Source organism: Stieleria maiorica, assembly GCF_008035925.1.
In the GTDB taxonomy this organism is placed as follows: domain Bacteria; phylum Planctomycetota; class Planctomycetia; order Pirellulales; family Pirellulaceae; genus Stieleria; species Stieleria maiorica.
In genome coordinates, this window is record NZ_CP036264.1 from 3,525,965 (window position 1) to 3,546,516 (window position 20,552).

General features: G+C 59.0%; 9 protein-coding genes. 4 read left to right on the forward strand and 5 right to left on the reverse strand.

Annotation, left to right across the window (positions count from 1 at the left end; genetic code table 11):
* The first annotated feature begins 32 nt into the window (after window positions 1-32).
* Together Mal15_RS12165 and Mal15_RS12170 are read left to right on the forward strand one after the other, a co-directional pair.
* Window positions 33-2,108 (forward strand): TolC family protein, encoded by a 2,076-nt coding sequence (locus Mal15_RS12165; protein ID WP_147868009.1) that lies wholly within the window; start codon window positions 33-35, stop codon window positions 2,106-2,108.
* A 181-nt stretch (window positions 2,109-2,289) separates the two neighbouring features.
* On the forward strand, window positions 2,290-3,081 hold the full coding sequence (locus tag Mal15_RS12170; RefSeq protein WP_147868010.1) for a hypothetical protein: 792 nt from the start codon (window positions 2,290-2,292) through the stop codon (window positions 3,079-3,081).
* A gap of 489 nt (window positions 3,082-3,570) precedes the next feature.
* On the opposite strand, the gene Mal15_RS12175 is transcribed toward Mal15_RS12170, so the two are convergent.
* The 5 genes from Mal15_RS12175 to hemE all read right to left on the reverse strand — a co-directional run bounded on the left by Mal15_RS12175 (window position 3,571) and on the right by hemE (window position 15,792).
* Window positions 3,571-6,915: a hypothetical protein gene (locus tag Mal15_RS12175; protein ID WP_147868011.1), complete on the reverse strand. Its 3,345-nt coding sequence runs from the start codon at window positions 6,913-6,915 to the stop codon at window positions 3,571-3,573.
* Window positions 6,916-7,161: 246 nt separating this feature from the next.
* Entirely contained in the window at window positions 7,162-11,499 is a 4,338-nt protein-coding gene (locus tag Mal15_RS12180) for a WD40 repeat domain-containing serine/threonine-protein kinase (protein WP_147868012.1), read from the reverse strand.
* Window positions 11,492-12,061 (reverse strand): sigma-70 family RNA polymerase sigma factor, encoded by a 570-nt coding sequence (locus Mal15_RS12185; protein ID WP_147868013.1) that lies wholly within the window; start codon window positions 12,059-12,061, stop codon window positions 11,492-11,494. The genes Mal15_RS12180 and Mal15_RS12185 overlap by 8 nt, the downstream gene beginning before the upstream one ends.
* A 389-nt stretch (window positions 12,062-12,450) precedes the next feature.
* Window positions 12,451-13,605: a formylglycine-generating enzyme family protein gene (locus Mal15_RS12190; protein ID WP_167546756.1), complete on the reverse strand. Its 1,155-nt coding sequence runs from the start codon at window positions 13,603-13,605 to the stop codon at window positions 12,451-12,453.
* Between the two features lie 222 nt (window positions 13,606-13,827).
* Entirely contained in the window at window positions 13,828-15,792 is a 1,965-nt protein-coding gene (gene hemE / locus Mal15_RS12195) for a uroporphyrinogen decarboxylase (RefSeq protein WP_147868015.1), read from the reverse strand.
* 150 nt (window positions 15,793-15,942) lie between these two features.
* On the opposite strand from hemE, the gene trmB reads away from it, so the two are divergent.
* A complete protein-coding gene (trmB, locus tag Mal15_RS12200) occupies window positions 15,943-16,647 on the forward strand; it encodes a tRNA (guanosine(46)-N7)-methyltransferase TrmB (protein WP_147868016.1) in 705 nt (234 codons plus the stop codon).
* 239 nt (window positions 16,648-16,886) lie between these two features.
* Window positions 16,887-20,453: a DNA polymerase III subunit alpha gene (gene dnaE, locus Mal15_RS12205; RefSeq protein ID WP_147868017.1), complete on the forward strand. Its 3,567-nt coding sequence runs from the start codon at window positions 16,887-16,889 to the stop codon at window positions 20,451-20,453.
* The last annotated feature ends 99 nt before the right edge of the window (window positions 20,454-20,552 follow it).

Consider the following 20,552-nt stretch of genomic DNA (forward strand, 5'->3'; position numbering starts at 1 on the left):
CGGCCATTCGCCATCCTACGCGGCAGACATTGATGACCAGATCCACCACGCGTTCAACGAACACCAAACGTCGACTCCTGCGAAACCTCGTCACGGCGATGACGATCGCGACGACGCTTCCGGCAAGCGTCGGCTGCCACGTCTGGGATCGGATCGGGCCGGGGCCGCACGACACGACGACGTCGTATCACCGCGGCGTGGGGCTTTCGATCGAGTATCCCGAAGTGGCCGAATGTGCCACCGCGGTGACGATCGCCGCCGACGCCGCCGAAGCTCCGCATTCGCTGGAAGACCCCTCTAAACTTCCCGCGTTGGAATTGACGCTGCAAGAAGCCGTTTCGATGGCGATGCGGGACAGCCCGGTGATCCGATCGTTGGGTGCCAGTGTCACCAACGCCGCAACGGCACAAACGATCTTTGATCCCGGTCAAGTCGCCTCGTCGGCCCAGGGAACCGAAGCGGCTTTGTCGGCCTTTGATGCGCAATACAGCAATTCGCTCAACTGGTTCGGAACCGACACGCCAAGGAACATTCTGATCAACCCCTTCACTCAGGTCTTTCAGCGACAAGTCGATGAAGGGACGTCGGCAGAATACGCCAGTGAACTGACCAAGCGGTCGGCGTTGGGATCTCAGTTCTCGATCCGCCACGTCGTGAACTACACGCGCAACAACAACCCGAACCGAGACTTTTCCAGTGATTTTGTCGGTTGGGTTGAAGCGGAATGGCGACAGCCGATCCTGCGTGGTGCGGGGCTGCAATACAACCGGATCGTCGGATCCGGCCAGGTGCCGGGCGTTTACAACGGCGTCTTGATCGCACGGATCAATGAGGACGTCGCGCTGGCCGACTTCGAAAACGCGGTTGTCGGATTGGTCGCCGATGTCGAACAAGCGTATTGGGAACTTTCCACCGCCTACCGATTGCTCGAAGCCAATATCAAAGGGCGTGAATCGGCGCTGCGAACCTATCAGTATCAGAAAGTCCGATTGGATGTCGGTGCCGGACGCCAAGACGAAGAAGCGCAAGCCCAGTCGCAGTACTATCAATTCGAAGCCAGCGTCCAGAGTCAGTTGGGCGGACCAGCCGGGCTGTACGCCACCGAGCAGAAACTCCGTTACCTGCTCGGCATGCCGGCCTCCGATGGCAAACTGATCAAGCCGACCACCGACCCCGTCGACTCCAAGGTCGTCTTCGACTGGAACTCAACACTGTCACAAGCACTCCAGCGTCGCGTCGAAATCCGGCGTCAACGTTTCAGGGTGAAACAGCGTGAGTTTGAACTCTACGCGTCGCGGCTGAACAAGCGACCGCAACTCGACTTTGTCGGGCTGTATCGCTACCGTGGTCTCGGGGACAACCTGATCGGCGATATCGATGATGGTCGTTTTGATGGGCTCAGCTCGTCCATTCTCAACGGCGAATTCCAAGAATGGCGGGCGGGCGTCGAATTCACACTCCCGGTCGGCCTTCGACAAGCCAGTGCGGCGGTCGCAAATGCGAATTTGCAGCTGCAGCGTGAACGCGCCGTCTTGGCCGAAACCGAGTTGAGGATCAGTCATGATCTTTCCGATGCCGCACGAAACGTCGAATTGACGCATCAGCTGGTCGAAACCAATTACAATCGTTACCAAGCCGACCTGCGTCAAGTCGACGTGTTGGTGCGTCGTTACCTGGATGGAACCGACAACATCAACTTCTTGCTGCAAGCCCAACGGTCGGTCGTGCAAAGCGAAGTTGCATTCTATCAAGCCCTGGCGGACTACAACTTGGCGATCCGCGACCTGCATCGTGAAAAGGGATCGTTGTTGGCGTACAACCAAGTCCAACTCGCCGAGGGGGCATGGGGAGCCGGTGCACAACGTGACGCGTATGAGAAGGGGCTATTCCTGACGCCGCGCCACGATCCGTCCGAAGTGACGATGACCCCGCCGGTGACACGACGCTCCTTCGATCCGTCCCAAATCCAATCCAGCGGCGCAGGGTTGATGATGCAAGACGGTGCGATCGTCCCCGACCAGCAGTTCGTCCCGGCCGACGCACCGGCGCCGGCGGAGGTGATCGAGCAGCCCATGCCGACTCTTGATGAATTGGAATTGAGCGAATAGTCCGCCGGCCCACCCGTCGTTCCCGTAGCGGAACTCGCCAAGAGTTTCGCTTCCGGCCGCGCGGGACGCCGAAAGCCTCCGCGGCTTCCGCTACCTGAGACGCGTGAATACTTGCAGTTTCAGACGCCGTGTCTTATCCTGGCATCGTTGGCAACACGATCCCTCGATGCAGGCAACGAAGATGCGTCCACAAATTCTAGCGGCGGCGGTTTGCGTTTCGGTCTTCACTGCATCGATTTGTTCGGCCCAAGAGGCCGACAATGCGGCAGCGTTCGCAAAGCTGGCCGATCAAATCGCCAGGGAATATGTGATCACAACTGACGGCCAACCGTCGCAGTTGCAACCAGATGCGGTGCTGACTTGGACCAACCCGTTGGTCGGAGAGATTTACGGCGGCGTGTACGTCTGGACGCGTCAGGGCCGCCCGCTTGCGATCGCATCATTTTACAAATGGTACCGCCCCTTCACCCACAGCAGCCACGAATTCCAATCGTTGGCCGGTGTCCCGATCCGGGCGACGCGCTCGGGGCAGAAGGACTGGCACACTTCGACACCCGGCGTGACTTGGAAGCCGATTCCCGACGCTCCACCGCCGGGCCGAACGGCATCACAACGCATGGTGCAGATGCGGGGCTTGGCGAAGCGGTTCGAATTTGAGATGACCGAAAAAGACGGCACGCAAACCCGTCTGCGACTTTTATCCCAACCACTGCTCCGCTACCAGAGTCCAGATGCCGATGTGGTCGACGGCGGGCTGTTCGCGCTTGCCAAAGCCACCGACCCGGAGGCGCTGTTGCTGATCGAGGCACGCGACCAGACCGATCAACCGGAATGGCATTACGCGATCGCACGGTCCAATTTTCTGGCCATGCGTGCCCGGTACAACCAGCAGGAACTCTGGGACGTCCCGCGGCTGACTTCCGCGGAAATCTACTCCGCCACCGACCCGTACACAAAGTATCAATTCGATTGACGATGGAAGGTTATCTCGGTAGCGTCCTTCCCTCGTTCCCGGGTATTGCCTGGGCTGCACAGGACGATGCAATTCGTGCGAGTTTTCGGTTGTGAGATTTCGATACCGCTGAACTCCCTTCAGATCAGCGTTCCGACGTCTGCCCACCGGCGTTTCATCATTCTGCCCCGAATCATTCTGCCATCCCTCTCGTGCTCCCGGTCGACGTGTCAGACGGGGAGGTAGGAAGATTTTAGGGGTAGGAGAATTGATGAGACTCAATGGAGAGTGCAATACATCATTTTCTTACCCATGAAATCTTCTTACCCAATTTCCTCATGCGGGTAAGAAAAGGTGGCATGCCCCGCGTTTTTGCGCAGCCCAACCTACGGCTCAGTTTGCACGCGGTGTGTGTGGCTGGAGCCACACCTGCAGTGCGTTCCAAGCCGGAGCCATTGGAACGAGGCAGGGAGGGCGAAGAGCGTAACCGCCAGATGACCGGTGACGACGTCACTGCGATGCAACCTTCACCTGATCCACACCAAGTGGATCCGCTCGGATCGTTAAATCCACCTTGGCATGCAGCGTGTTTTGGTCCAGATCGAAGCGCAGGTCCATCTCGCGGAGCCAATCCAAAAACGGAAACTTCCACGTTTCCGGAGTTTGATGGAGCTGATACAGACTTGATTCATTCCAGGCGGTGCCGACGCAATCGGTGCGTCCGGCGACTTGCTTCAATTGAAACGCTCCGCCCAGCGGGCAAGCGATCTTGGCGTTCAACAGGCTTTCAATGACCCCTTGAGATTCCTGTGTCGGCAGGTTCAGCCAATCCGTGAGATCGGCCAGAAACCGCGCGTTTTGATAAGAAGTCTGACGCGATGCAAGGTAGGTGTACGCTTGGATGTATGGTTCGATGTCAGCCCCGGAAAGTGAACGCATCCGCAATCGGACTTTGGGCGGGTTGGCAATGTTTTCACGAGAAATACCGTGAAACACTTCGTCGCGCAGGTCCGGTTGCATGGCGACAGTTGTCAAATCACCGCGGCTCTCGATCATCTTCAAATACTTCGCCGCTGAGGCTCCTCCGGGCGGCAGATTGGCGATGCCCCAGGCAAAGTAATAGAACAGTTGCCCGGCGGGAGGCGATCCGAATGGCAGCGCGGCGGTCGACCAGGGCATGAGTGAACGGGGCGGCGGAGGTGGCGACCGAGGCGTCGTGTGCTCTGGCAACGGCTGGCCGTTGAGCAGCACCGAAGCGAGCATCCGCAGAATATCGGTGCTCGGCGGCGAGATCACACCGAACGATCGAAGCTTGGCAAACGTCGCGTCTTGCTCTTGGTCCAGTAGCCGCACTTGTCCGTTATTCATTTCGAACGCCACCTGATCGTCGCGCAGCCCGATATAAAGCAGATGAGCTGGGCTGCCGCGTCGCATCCTGACCGCCGTATCGACACTCAACAGGTCGCGGTCATCCGCAGCGAATCGACGACGTCCGGGATCGGCCAGATGGCGTTCCAGCAGCGCATATTTCTGCCGCGCGTACGGCGTGATGACGATCTCGATGCCGATGCGGCGCATCCCCGGGGCAGAGTTTTCTTTCTCAGTAAAGACGACGGTCACCGGATCGACGCGGCGCCACTCGCGGTTGTAATCACGCACAAAGCCTCGGTACGCGATCACTTCACTGCGCGTCGCCTTGTCGATCGGGACGTCCGGAATGGGAAGGAATGCACCTGGGACGCCGCGAAGTGAGTCTTGAAAGCGATCGTCCATCTGGATCGGCCGACTGCCATCGGCGCGATCGCCGAATCCTCGCGGCAGCAGTTTCGCTTTGACCAGTTCGTCGATCGATGCCGTATCGATGCCTTCCGATTTCGCCAACAGTTTGGCCAGTCGAAATTGCTGAAGCTCCTGCGCCGCACGCGACCGGCGCGTCAGCTCGATTCGATAGTGCGGACTGACCAGATTTTGAAAGAACGGATCGGAAAGGTAGAGAAATGCAAATTGATGCCCTGCGGCATCCGCTTTGCGCCTGGCATAGCGAAACTCACGCAACTTTCCCAACGACCTGTCACCGCGTCCGGCTTGGAAGAACCGATTCAAAAGGGACTGCGAGTTCGTCACCAGGTGGTATTTCCCGTCGATCGCATAGAAGGAACGGACGCGGTTGTCATCGGTCGAAAGCAACGAAACGCGATGATTGGCAACATTCAGGCGGCGTTCGGAAACTTCGGGAAACCTGTCGAGCATCTGTCGGCGTTGCCGCTTGATTTCATCGGCGAGCTGAAAACTGTCGACCGCTTCAAAGGCAACTCCCACCGCAGCACCGTCGCTGAACAGCGGATCACAACCGACCAAGGCCATGTCAGAAATCAACTGATCAAAGGTACCCGATGCGGTGTGTGCGGGGGCCAGTGCGAGTTGGAACTCGATCTTGTCTCGAGTGCGTCGATCCAGAGATCCCGAGTTGACAACATCGCTCAGGTCGCCTCCCCATCCGGTCAGGAATTGCCGCAGGTTCTTGTAGTTGTCCAAGCTGCCCGTCCGCAAATAGAAACACTCTTCGGGGACATGCATCGCCATTGGTTCGATCGCAATGTCTTGAAACGCGGGAATCGCGACACTTGCCAATCGGGGCTTGGGGGGCACAGGCTGGTCGGCGATTTCGGTGCGTGTGGATTCATTCAGTGTGACGTCCTCTTGCATGGCCAGTTTGACGGATTCCATCCCAAACAACATGCCGACGGCGCGTTCGAATTGTGCTTCCAACCCGCTGCCTTGTTGCCCGTCGTCGTCGTGCGGTACCGGCCATGGGCTCGCCACTGCGTAGCGTCTGGCCAGCATCGCGGCCAAGGACCTGCGGAACAATTTCTGTTCGTCGCCGAGTTCATCTGGGATCTTTGAAAACGATTTCCACCAGCGACTTTTCAGCGGTGCCAGCGCCGCCACCTGGCCGACAAGTTTGACATCCACTCGCTCCAGCAGCACTTCGTCACGAGTCATCAGCGTTACATCCAACGGCTCTTGCCCGTTCACCAGGAACGCCGCCAGGATGCGGTCCACTTCAAAAGGCGATCGTTTGGACGATTGTTGATAGCGGATATCAAACGTGACGTATTTCGCGCGAGCTTGTTTTTCGACCAGAAACAACGGTTGGTCTGGAAACAGGATCGGCCCCTGTCCTTCGGCATACACCAGTTCAATCACGACCGCTCCGGCCGGTGTCCCTTGTTGTGCCTGGACCACGACCTCCTGCAATCGAACTTCCACCGGCCCCTGATCCAACAAATCCTGTCGGTCGATCCCCGGATCGAGGTCGGGATTCGGTGGCGACGGATTCTGTGATTGACCGTCCGAATCGACCTTCGCCGCGGGCTTCACGAGCGGTTCGGGCGTCTTTTGGTGCTCTCTGCTTAATCGTTCCGCCAATTCGTCCAACAGCAGCTGATGCAGGTCGGCCCCGGTCAGCTCGAGTTGCTTGGCCAACGCCGCGTTGGGTTGCTCGCCACGTGCCAACGCCGCCAATTGCCCATCGCTCAATCCACGAATCAATGCCGCGGGGCCCTCGAGCGATGTCGACTGTCGAGGTGGTCGTGGCAAATCCGTGACGTCGATTTCGGCGTCCAGAAGGTCGACCGATCGTGGCGGTTCGATCGGTCCGTCCGAGGTGTCCGCTTCGCCATGGACGGGCTTTGTCTCAACCGCGTTCTGTGGCGGATTTTCGGAAGACTCGGCTCGCTCATCGGCACTCAGTGGAAGCGTCGACAGGGCCATCAGCACCACCGCTGAGGCCACGATCAGGCTGCTGATCATTAGATCTTGTGCAACCGAGTGTCGCAAACAGATGCGTTTCATGGTTGTGGGCCGGAATGGGGACGACGGCGCGCTTCCGATGGTTGCAACAAATTCCTGATGCGAACGGCAGGGGGACAAGTCGAAGGGGATGCAACAACCGCTGGTGTGCAGGCTTCAGCCCGATACCACTCGATTAAGGTCCGGACGCTGGCGCGAACCGGCTGATGTCAAACAATGATCAGCCGTTTGGCGCCAGCCTACGGACCCTCCCTTCATTAGACAGTAAGACCACTCCAATCGAGCGGACTAATTTTTAAGCGCCATTGCTTTTTCCCAAACGACAGCAGCGACGGGAGCTTGATGGTGTGAAGCAGTCATCGAGACGCAGCGTGGTCGATATCCGCTGTGCAGCATTTCCGTTCCGACCAACTGGGCGGTGCGAGGCGATTCGCCAAAAACCAAACGCGTTGTGACCCCCGTTTCGTCGCTCCGCCAGACACCGGAGTAGAACGTCGCGTTCTCATCGTGCGATCGTGACACTTTGAACGATCGGCAGGGATAGCGGTCCATCCCGGATCGCCTGATTTCACCAAACATCACGTCATATGAATTGGTGTAGGCAAACCAAGGTTCGAGCGCCGGAAGATCGAACTGTTCCCACAGCTCGCAGTAGCGTAGCTGGTTGTCGGCATCGTAATAACATTGCCGCAAGATGGGTTCGTAGTCGTTCATTTTGCCGTGAAAGGTGTCGTGTGCCTGTTGGGGTGTTTCACCCAGGGCCAGCCATTGTGTTGCGGTGCTCGGCAGATCATTTCGCCAGAGGGCATAGAAACGCTCGATCGATTCGGGGCGATCTTCGACGTATCCGCCGACATCGGCCAGACGGTATCCCAAAGCGGTCATTTCTTGCTGTCTCTGCTTCAGTGATTCCGCACTCATGTCCAGCTCCCAAACCGCATCGAAATCACCGGCGTGCCACCCCGCCGAAACAACGACTTGGTCTCCGCTCCACACCGGTGATATCGAGGACAGACCGTACCCGGCGGCGGAAAGTTGTTGCGCTAAAGGTTCGAATCTGGAGCCGGGGATACCGAGCACGAACGCCCCGTGTCGACTGGCACCTCCGTGCCATTGGCTGATTTCTTCGCGAATCGACTGATCAATCGGCGCGTCGATGGACGGCTCGTCCATGATCGCCTCGCGCCGCGTTTCGATTCCCCATGACGCCAGATACTTTTTCGCTTGAACTTCGTTGGTCGAATCGAGCTTTGACGGCTGCCAGACCTGACGTGCAAGGATGGTTGGTGGAGGTGAGGCGGGTTTGTCGCCGGGAATCTTAAAACGTTCCAGGCCCGACGACAGGCCGGCGTAAACCAGTTGTTCCGAGATGCGTGTCAGATCCCAAATCGCCACGCCTCCGTCGGTCAGCCCGATCGCTAGGCGTCGCCCTCCCGGGGCCCACTTGATCGCGTTGATTGACGCGTGTTCGTCTGCCAGATCGAACAACGTCCTACGCGTCTGCAGATCCAGGAGACGCACGTTTCCGTGGCTCGCTTGGACTGCCAGGACATCACCGGATGGGGAGATCGCGATGACAGGTGAGCTCAGACGACCGAGTTCTGCGATTTTGCGATTGGCTCGTTCGGTTTCGATGTGCCATTCCAACAGAGTTCCATCGGCCGAAACGGCGATCAGGTTTTGATCCTTCGGCGACGCGACGAGATTGCTGGAAAAAACACGTTTGGCAATCGTGCGCGGTTTGGAACCGGGGGCGGACAGGTCGATCCATCCGAACAGTAGCCTGGCGTTGACGGCAATGTACTTTGACGAAGCGTCAAAAGTCATCGATTGGCCGAAGACCGATTCTCGTCGTGTCTGGCGGAGTTCAATGGTGCCGTCGCCAGCGCGTCGGATCTCCCAAAGCTGGATGCCCTCGGGACCGCAGGAGGCAAAAAGTCGTCCATCCGGGCTGAAATCGATATCATTGAACGCCGGCCGGTTTCGATTGAGCTGCAGGACAGGATTGAGATTCCCGTTATCAGAGTGTTGCCAAACCACAAGCGATCGTGAGGTGGCGGCGGCAACCAGCGAGCCGTCCACGGAGAACTTGACCGATTTCACGGCCTCGCCGAGTGCCAGCTTCGAGAGTTCTGTGGCAGCAGCGGTGTCCCAAAACCGGACCGTTCCGTCTTGACTGCCGGACGCCAACACATCGGTCGAGGGATGGAATGCGACGCAGTTGACCGGGCGTTGATGTCCGTGCAAGACGATTCGTTCGGGGGTATCGGCCAGGCTCCAGATCCGCAATCGTTCGGCTCCGCATGAAAACACACGCGTCCCGCCGGGGCTGAACCCCGCCGAACCCAGAGGCGGGGAACCGGGGTGCGACAACGTCGCAATCAGTCGTCCGGTCAGCAAATTCCATAGATGAACCGCCCCCACTTCGGTCACGGTGATCAGCCGCGTGGCATCGGCGCTGACCGCCAAGCTGAAAATCGGATCGGTCTGAATGACGGACCACTGTGAAAAATCATCACAGCGATACGTCGCGAAACCCTGGTCCGATCCGACGACCAGGAATTGTCCATCGGTGGAGAATTGCACATTCGGCACCCCCGTCCCTGGTGCACGGATTCTTTTCACCAATTCACCCGTCGCCGCATCCCAAAGAAAGACGGACTCGGGCGAATCGGCAGCTGCCACGTAGTGTTGATCCGGGCTGATCGCGGTGGTCAGAAAGCCGTGCTGGGGAAACAGAAAACCATAGTCCGCAGGTGCCTGAACGCTACGGGCGGGTTCGCCATCGGAAAGTCCGATCAACCGGATCTGAAATCGATCGATCAAGGCGATCTGATCCGGTCCCACACCGATGTCCATGTAGTGGCTGGAATACGCCGCCGGGCATTCCCATTGCCGGATCCAATCGCCGTCTTGTTGTTGGTCCCATCGCTCCAAGGAGTCTTTATCGACCATCAAAATCGTCGAACCATCGTTGGCCATGGCCATCGCACGAATGTCCAGTCCGATTCGATACACACGCGACTGTTCACTCCCGTCGGCGACATCCCGCACCACGACGTCTCCGCCGGCGACCGCAACGGCGATCCGCTGGTCATCCAAGAACGTTGCCGCCCCCGGTGAATCGGCCAGCTCCGGACCTTCGACCGTCGTCGGTTGATTCCCAACAAAATCGCCGAAACATAGAATGGCTTCTTGGCGAATCCGGAAGTCATCCTTTTGAACGCCCGTCAAACCGAACGCCTGTTGCAGCAGCGCTAATACCCGCGACCGATACCCACTCAGTCGCGCCCGGCGCGTCGCTTCGGCTTCGCCGATCAAGGACGCATACAGGTTCTGCTTCGCTTCGGCAGTCGCTTTCTCGGCCTCGGCACGCCGGTACTCCGCCATCCGCCACCAGAATCCAACCGCGACCAGACCGGTCAGCAGAGCGAGCATCAGCAACGAGAGTAACGAGGCAACCTCGGGCCGTCGCCTGCACCACTTCCACGCGCGCGACGACCAGCCGATCGGTTTGGCATGGATGGCGTGTCCGTCTAAGAATCGCCGCAGATCGTCCCGTAGGTCGGCTGCGCTGCGATACCTGGATTCCGGAACCTTCTCAAGGCATTTCAAACAGATCGTTTCCAGGTCTTTAGGCACGGCGGGATTGAGCAGCCGCGGTCGGACGGGGTCTTTCTCGATGACTTGGCGAATCGTTTCGACCGTCGACTCGGCGACAAACGGGGCTCGGCCGACCAGACTTGTGTAGAGAATCGCGCCGAGGGAATAAACGTCGCTCGGGACCCCGACGCGACCGTGTTCGGCTGCCGCCTGCTCGGGCGCCATAAAACGCGGCGTTCCCAGGATCTGCCCGGAATACGTGATCGCTCCCAGATCAGCGTCGGCGTCGAAAAGCGGCTTGGAGAGTCCGAAGTCGGTGATGTGGGGCTGGCCGTCGCCATCCAACAGCACGTTGGCCGGTTTAAGGTCGCGATGCAACACGCCCCGCTGGTGCGCAAAATGAATCGCGTCGGCCAGCGTGGCGACCAGTTCCGCTGCACGACGTGGTGGCAGTGAGTCTTCGCGAAGCGTCTCGGCAAGACTTTCACCTTCGATGAAATCCATCGTGAAGTAGTGATGGCCTTCATGTTTACCGATTTCATGGACAGCGACGATCCGCGGGTGCTTCAATGCGGCCGCCGAGCGTGCTTCGCGATAAAACCGTTCCACCTGGGCCTCGTTGGCCAGCCGACCGCTCAGAATCATCTTCAGCGCTACCGTTCGACGGAGCGATTCTTGGCGTGCTTTGAATACGATGCCCATGCCACCGCGAGCCACCTCGCTGAGAACGCGATACTCGCCAATGTATCGAACCGCAACGCGCGGATCCAAGGACGATCGCCCGAGTGGCGTGACGTGAGTGGCGTCGATCGCGTCGTCGGGTGTGACCTCGCGGTCCTCGACCGCTTGGTCGAATTGATCCAGGTCTGCAAAGAACGAATGAAGCTCTTGCTCGAACTCTCGGTGCCGATTGATGAAGGCCTGTCGCGGGATCGATTCTCCGTTTTCGATCGACCGGTAGTATTCATGGACGATGCGATCAAAAGCCTCGTCGCGTTCTGGTTTGTCGTTCGCTTCAGCCATGGTGTTCCGCCGCGTTCAATTTGACTCGAAGCTTCTTCAACCCGCGGCGAAGCAGGCCCGCGACCGCTTCGGAGGAACGATCGATGTGGGTTGCGATATCAGCGACTTTCCAACCGTGAACGTGCTTGAGCATCACCGCGGTGTATTCGTCTTCCAGCAACGTCGCCATCGCGTCGGCAAGCTGTTCGGCACGCTCCTGACGGATCAGGAATTGGCTGGGTGAAGTCTGCTCGGCCGGCAGCTCGCCGACGATTCGAATCGCGGATTCTTGCAACTGTTGGTCGATCGAGCGTTCCAGACGAATGTCACGCTTTTGCGCTTGGTACTTTTTCGCCAGATTGATCAAAGTGTGCGTCAAGATCGTTTTCAGCCAGCCTCGCAGTTCGGCCTCCGTGGATCCTCGAAACCCGTCCAGATCCTGGTGTGCGCGCAGCAGCGTCGACTGGATGACATCGGAAACGTCTTCCTTGGATCGCAAACGCGGGTTCAGCTGCATGTCCGCAAGCACTCTCAGGTACCGACGATACTGTTCCAGATTCGGTGTTTCGTCGCGTCTTGTCACGTCATCGGGGCCCGATTTTGGAGGACTCTTGGGACGGGGGCGGTGAAGGTCAAACGTAACTACCTTCGCCAGCAGGTGGACCTCCGGGGGTTTCCATTACGTCAAAGGTTCCACGCTCTGGCGAGCGTATCTGCGTTAAAACGGCGCTGACTTTCGATCATAAACTGAGCCGTTATCGCTAGCCTCGGGCCTTTCAAGTCTTGAAGAAGGGCAATCCAAGGCCCGCGGCTAGCGCCGTCGGCTCATCAAGTAGGTGCCATTGGGCTCGCGCCAAACGGCTGATAATCGTTTGACATCAGCCGGATCGCGCCAGCGCGAGTGGCCCATCCTTTTTCGCGGAAAAAGTTGACGCATTTCTTAAGACAATTTTCCCGATGCGTTGGAGCGCTTTATTTTTCCAAATCCGGCGAGTCGATGCGCCGCGTGGTCGGTTGTGGCGGCGTCACTCGGCCCAGGCTGCCGCGACCGGATTCCAAGCGTGATTGCACGTCCTGGGCCAGTTCCTGGCTGTCGGCATCCCAGTAGGCGTGTTTCTGGGCGTCGGTCATCGGCTGCAGCGGTGCGATGATTCGAAATCCCGTCGTGCGGCTCGTTTCGGACGTCATCCACCACGAACTGCGTGGGAAATCTGGATCTTGGTCCCACCAGGATTCGGTCGTGCGAACCACCGATTCCGCCGTGCACTCGGCCGCGGTGCTGTCACGATCGCCGCCGCACGCGACATGCCCTTCGCGCAGTCCCGTGACCGCGGTGTCTTCGATCACCAACTCGGCAACGTTGCCGTGGACATCGTAAAGCCCCCAAACGTTCGGCTTCTTCGTCCCCACGCGCAGCGATAATGAATCGTCCGAGGTGTTCGCCAGGTAGACGGCAAATTCGCCCAACCGCGTCGCGTCGTCTCCGAAACAGTAGCGTGAATCACTGCCCGCCAGACAGGCGTGCTGCCACTCGCTCCGCAGCGGCAGTCGATAAGTTTGTCCGGTCAGCAACGTCAGGTACTTGGTGTACTGCCGCGCGGCAAATTGGCTGACCGTCGGCACCGGGGAATCCGGCGCGTCGGAGTATTCGAAGTTGTAGTCGGGGTCATAAACATCGGTCGGCCCCGTCACCGCATCGACATCCGTGGGAGAATTTGCTTGATTGATTCCTTCCGATGCGTCCTTCTTTTGCCGGTAGTACAGCTGACGATAGGGAAGGTACTGCTCTATCGTGATCTCGTACTTGCCGATCCAGTACGGGCCGAAGGAAACCTGTTGTCCGGCACCTGTCGGCCGTTCGGTCGTCAGCGGCTTGCCGTATTCGTCGACCTGCTCCAGCGATGGCGGGGGCTGGATCGTCACCGTCCCGCCGGGGACCGGCAGCATTTTGATCACCGCGTTCGATCCCGGAATCGGCTGATCGTACGCCACCATGAACCCCCGCGGCGTCTCCACGAACCGCCCTTCGGTCGGCTGCTCCGGCACCAAACGCATTTCCGGCCCACCGGCAAAGGTGCAGGATGCGAAAAGTGAGATGTAAAACGTCAGGCATGTGGTCCGAGACATATTCCATCTCCTCCAATGTGTTCTTGAGCGAATCAGAACTGCGCCCCATCTTGATGCCAGCCCGACGCGTGAGCGAGGGGCGGTGTGTGGCCCCTCGCTTACGCGTCGGGCTAGCATTGTGACCGTCCAGCCGGGTAAATCAGCAAGCCGCCCGCGACATCCGCGTTCGTCAGGTCCCTTATTCTAGATCGGGCGCAACACGAAAACGCTACCACCTCCCGCCTATCGGGCGCTGAGTTCTTTGACGGTTTCGACCAGGGCGATGGCGTTTTCGACCGGGGTTTCTTTGAACACACCGTGGCCGAGATTGAAGATGTGCCCGTTGCGGCCGGCGACACTGCTGAGCACGGCTGCGGCGCGGTCGCGAATCACCTCGGGATCGGCCAACAAAACCGCCGGGTCCAGGTTGCCTTGCACACTCTTGTCACGCCCGATCCGGTCCCACGCGGTCGCCAGTGGGACGCGCCAATCGACGCCCACCACCGTCCGGCTGTCGCCGCGGAGCAACGGCAACAATTCCGGGTTGCCGGTCGCAAAATTGATCACCGGCACGCCGGGCGCGATCCCCGCAATGATCTGATTCATCCAGGGCAACACGAATTCGCTGTATTCGATCGGCGACAGGCACCCGGCCCAGCTGTCGAACAGCTGCACACACTGCGCTCCTGCGGCGATTTGATGGTTCAAGTAAACCGTGATCGCCTCGGACAAGGTGCTCATCAATTCCGCCCAGGCACCGCCGGATGATTGAGAGCACGATTCGTACATCAACTTCTTCGTGTTCGTGTAAACCTTGCTGCCGCCGCCTTCGATCGCATAGCTGGCCAACGTGAACGGCGATCCGGCAAACCCGATCAACGGGATTCCCTCGGGCAGATCGGCACGTGTTTGTCGCACCGTCTCATACACGAACCCTAGCGACTGGGGATCGTCCAAGCGTTTCAGTCGTGTCAGATCCGCGTCGCTGCGAATCGGATTGTGAATCACCGGTCCGTCGCCGGCGACAAACTCCAGGTCAAACCCGAGCGGCTGCAGCAACGGCAACAAGTCGGAAAAGATGATCGCCGCATCGACGCCCAATCGGTCGACCGCGGTGCACATCACTTCGCTGCACAACGCCGGATTGGCGCACAGTTCCAAGAAAGTCTGTTTGGCGCGGACCTCGCGGTACTCGCTCATGTAACGTCCGGCTTGTCGCATCAACCAGATCGGGGTGCGTTCGGTCGGTTCACCGCGACAGGCTTTCAGGAACAGACTGTCGTGCGAAGGGTGCTTGTCCGCCGTCGCGGGTGACTCGGTCGCGAACGAAATCGATTGTTGAATCTTTTCGTCGGTTTCCTTCAGGCGTTTTTTTGCGGCAACCAATTGGGCCGAACGCTTGGCCGTTTCCACGACCAGATGTCCCATCTTGGGGTGCGACGGCTCGATGTCGGCGTGCAGGTCACACTCGGTCAGCATTTGCGAGGTCGTCGGGCCGATCGACGCGATCGCGGTGGTCCGCAATCCCGTTCGAAGTTGGTCGGTGATGCCCATTTGTTCGGCCATCCGCATCATGTTGACGATCTGGTGGGCGCTGGTCAGCAGCAACAGGTCACGCTGGCCGTCGGCGATCGCTTGGATGTTCTCGCGGAGCGGATCGGTTTGCTCGGGAAAGTCCCAGCCGTAAACACGCACCGGTCGGACCGATGCGCCGCGGGCCTCCAATCCGGCGACCAGCGAGGCGTTGGAGATGCCGTATTCCTGTAGCCCGATCTCTTGGTTCGCCACGGCGACTTTATTGTCATCGATGTACCGCAAGATTTCGCGCCAGGTGTTCGGTTCACCGATCCGGTGCGTTGGTTTGACACCGGCCTCACGCAGCGCCGCGACGGGCTTGGGGCCGCGGCAAATGGTGGTGATGTCGGACAGCGAATCCAGGAATCGCTGGGTGTTGACGTGCTTGTCCAGCGAACGCATCAAAAAGCGAAACCCGACGCCGGTCATGAAGATCACGGTGCTGATTTCGCCGGTCATCACACGATAGGCGAAATCGATGGCCGCCCGGTTGGGCTCGATCGGGACCTCCCGCATCGAGGGGCTGACATGGCTGACACCCCCGTGCCGTTCGATCAATCGCCGCATGTCGTCGGCGCGGCGGCTTTCTAAGGAAGCGACATGAAGGCCGGCGAAATCGGCGTCGTTGGGCATAGGTCGTTTTTTGTGCTGTTGAATGTCGAAGGGGGGGTCGGGGCGGCAACCGAGATCCGTTCCGGCATTGTAGACGTTTTCGCGGTCGTTACGATTACCTCTTGACGACCAAATGCCATCCTCCCCCGCCGACCGGTTCCGATTGTTCCGATGCCCCGCAGCCCCATCCGCGCACCCAAGCCGACGCTCGACCTGTCCGACCATCTGTACGTGTTTCGCCAGCCCGTTCCCGGCGAATTGGCTTCGGGCAGCGACACCGGGTCTGAATTGCCGTTCCCCGAGGTGCCACCGACGATCACCAGCGAAACCGTCTTTGGCAACGACCGGCCGTTGGAAATCGAAGTCGGCAGCGGAAAAGGTCTGTTTTTGACCAACGAATCGGAACGCAACGGCGAGCACAATTTTCTGGGCATCGAAATCATCCACAAGTACGCGAAACACTCCGCGGCTCGTTTGGCCAAAGCGGGCCGATCCAACGCCAAGATGATTTCCGGTAACGCCCAGCCGCTGCTGGCCGATCGGGTGCCCGCCGGATCACTCGAAGCGGTCCACGTTTATTTTCCCGACCCCTGGTGGAAAAAGCGACATCGCAAGCGGCGGGTGGTCAATGAGGGTAGCGTCCAAAGCTTTTTGACGGCCCTGCGATCCGGCGGGCGTTTCCATTTTTGGACCGACGTGCTGGACTACTTCGAAGCCACCATCGAGATGATCGCGGAAATCGCCCCGGAATTCGGCGTGCCGATCCCCGAAGAAAAATCACCCTCGTCCCACGACCTGGATTACCGGACGCATTTCGAACGCCGCAGCCGACAAAACCAAATCCCGGTCTATCGCGTTAGGTACGAGAAACGTTGAGTGGATGGGGAGGGGCAAAACGATGGGGGCAAAACAATTATGTGCTCGATCAAGGCTCGGGATCGGTACCATCGCGAGATTCCTCGAAACAGGCATCTAATCCGCGCATTGAATCGTTTTGCCCCCATCGTTTTGCCCCCTCTCTCTCCTCCGGTCCGACCAATTATCGGGCCTGAAGCAGACTGCTAGAATGACGGGCAACCGCGCCCAGCCAGCCACCCACGGAAGAGCCTTTTCGCATGTCGGACACCGCCAGCAACGACTCCATCGTCACGCCCGCCAAACCCTTCGTCCACCTGCACTGCCACAGCCATTACAGCTTGCTGGACGGTGCCGGAGACATCAAACGGCTGGTCAACCGGGCCGTCGACCACGGAATGAACGCGTTGGCGTTGACCGATCACGGCAACCTGCACGGGGCGCTGGAGTTCTACCGGGCGGCCAAGGGGGCCGGCATCAATCCGATCATCGGCTACGAAGCCTACATCGCCCCGGGCAGCCGCTTCGACAAGGGCGGCGCCGGGCGCAGCAAGGACGCCAGTTACCACCTGACGCTGCTGGCCAAGAACCGGACGGGATTCAAGAATCTGATCAAACTGGCCAGTGCCGCGTCGCTGGAAGGGTTTTATTTCAAGCCGCGGATCGATAAAGAAATCCTGCAAACGTACAACGAAGGCATTATCTGTTTGTCGGGATGCGTCAGCAGCGAATTCAGCCGCACGGTGATGAAGGCCAGCGATACCGGCGAGCACGAGAAAGAGGCGATGGAGATCGCCGGCTGGTTCCACAAGGTCTTCGGCGACCGCTACTTCATCGAAGTGATGAACAACGGGTTGGAAATCCAGCGGCTGCAACTCGAAGGCGCCGTCGACATCGCCAACAAGATGGGGCTGCCCGTCGTCACCACCAGCGATTGCCACTACGTCAATCAGGAAGACGCCGAAGCCCAAGACATCATGCTGTGCATCAACACCGGGCGTTTCCGAACGGACACGTCGCGGATGAAGATGGAGAACGACCAGTTCTTCCTGCGCAGCCCCGAACAAATGTACGAGCATTTCCCGGGCATGGAGGACTGCGTCGCGCGCAGCCAGGAGATCGCCGACAGCGTCGACATCGACATCGAATTGGGCAAGTATTACTTCCCCAAGTTCGAATGCCCCAACCAGATGAAGCCGATCGACTACCTGCGCGAGCTGTGCATCAAGGGCTTGCTGGAACGCTACGAAGGCGATGACCAGCGGATCGTCGACGGCAAACTGTCCGACGAAGTGATGGCGCGGCTCGATCGCGAACTCGGCGTCATCGAGAAGCTGAACTACCCGACGTACTTCTTGATCGTTTGGGATTTCGTCATCCACGCTCGGAAAAAGGGGATCTCGGCGACCGCACGGGGCAGCGGCGTGGGCGCCATCGTGTGCTACGCCCTCTACATGTCACACGTTTGTCCGCTCCGCTATGACTTGCTGTTCGAACGGTTCCTCGACGAAAGCCGGACCGAGCCGCCGGATATCGATATCGACTTCGAAAAGGAACGCCGCGTCGAAGTCATCGAGTATGTGAAAGAACGCTACGGCAGCGACAACGTGTGCCAGATCGGGACGTTCGGAACGCTGGCCGCGCGGGCCGCGATCAAGGACACCGGACGGGCACTGGGGATTCCGCTCTCGCGGGTCAACCAGATCACCGAGATGGTCCCCGACGAACTGAAGATCACGATCGGCAAGGCACTGGAAAAAAGTGCCGATCTGAAACAAACCTATGACGGTGATCCGGAAATCCGCGAGCTGTTGGACCTGGCGATGAAAATCGAAGGTCTGGCGCGGAACGTCGGCACCCACGCCGCCGCCGTCGTGATCGCCGACAAACCGCTGTCGGAATACGTCCCGCTGACGCGTGTTCCCGGCAAACAAGACGTGATCACCCAGTGGTCGATGGGGGACGTCGAAGCGAGCGGTTTGTTGAAAATGGACTTCCTGGGCCTGCGCAACCTGACGATGCTCAGCCGGTCGGTGAAGTTCATCAAACAGACGACCGGCAAAGACGTCGACCCGCTGAAGTTTCCGCTCGATGACAAGAAGACCTACGCGCTACTGCAGCGGGGAGAAACCAAAGGCGTCTTTCAGCTCGAATCCGGCGGCATCCGTGACCTGCTGACACGGATGAAGCCCGACTGTTTCCACGACATCATCGCGACCGCCGCGTTGTACCGGCCCGGTCCGCTCGAAGGCGGCATGGTCGACGACTACGTGAACATCAAACACGGTCGCCAGACACCGGAATACAAACACCCGGTGCTGAAAGAAATCCTGGAAGAAACCAACAGCGTGATGGTTTACCAGGAACAGGTCATGCGGATCCTCAACCGCCTCGGCGGCGTCCCGCTGGCCAAAGCGTACACGTGCATCAAGGCGATCAGTAAAAAGAAGGAAGCGCTGATCAACCAGAATCAGGAAGTCTTTTTAAAAGGTGCCGTCGAAAACGGGCTGGCCCAAAAAGACGCCGAAGACATTTGGAACCTGATCGTCAAGTTTGCGGGCTACGGTTTTAATAAGTCCCATAGCACCGCCTACGCCCTCGTTGCATTCCAGACCGGGTACTTGAAGGCGCACTACCCGGTGGAGTTCATGGCGTCGTTGCTGTCCAGCGACATCGACGGTCGGAACTTCAAACGCAAGGACGCGCTCGTCGAGCACATGGAGGACTGCGACCGGATGGGCATCGAAGTGGTGCCGCCGAGCGTGAATACCTCCGAAGCCGACTTTAGCGTCGCCGACGGAAAGATCCATTTCGCCCTTTCGGCCATCAAGGCCTGCGGCGGTTCGACCGCGATTTCGATCGAAGAAGAGCGTAAGAAGAACGGCCCCTACAAAGACATCTTCGACTTCTGTGAACGCGTCGATCCGCACGCCTGTAACAAGTCTGCGATCGAAACGCTGATCAAAGCCGGGGCGATGGATTGCTTCAACGCCAAACGCAGCCAGTTGGTTGCCGTGATCGAAAAAGCGATGCAGGCCGGGGCCGCCGTCCAAGCGGACAAGAAAAGCGGACAAGCCAGCCTGTTCGGCGCCTTTGAAGACGAAGAGGAAAGTTCCGGTGACGCGCCGGCGGTCGTCTTGCCCGACATGGACGAGTGGCCCGAACGAGAAAAACTGGGGTATGAAAAAGAAGTCCTCGGTTATTACCTGGATTCCCACCCGCTGGCCGAGTACGAACCCAAACTCGCCACGTTTCGCACCCACACCACCGACTCGCTGGCCGAGATCCAGGACCGCGGCGAAGTGGTTTTGGGCGGCATGATCAGCTCGATCAAGATCGCCCACACCAAGAACCCCAAGCCGGGCCAGCCGTCCAAGTACGCCAACTTTGACCTGGAAGACATGCAGGGAGCGATCCGCTGCATCCTGTGGCCACGCGGCTTTGCCGACCACGGAGAAAAAGTCATCCCCGATGCGGTCGTCTTGGCCAAAGGCAAAGTCGATCGGCGCGGCGGCGGCGACGAAGCCAACTTGATCATCGACGAACTCATTCCGCTAAACGATCTGGACAACCGCTACACCCACGGCATGCGGATCCGATTGGACGAATCCAAACACGACGGCCAAACGATCTCACGCCTCCGTGAAATCATCCGCGGCTATCCGGGCAATCAGGAATTGCTGTTCAGCATGTTATTGGCCGAAGGCGAATTGGTTCACCTGAAAGCCGACAAGTTCAAAGTCCAAGTGACTCCGGAAATGCGATCGCGGATCGACGACCTGCTCGGCTCGGGGAACTATCGCCTGATGATGAGCAAACCACGGTAGCGCAGGATCGCAGCTCAATTTGCGTACTTGACAATGTGTTCCGAGGGTCGCCGTGTTCTCCGAACTCGGCGTGCGCGGACAAGCGAAGCTTTACCCCGC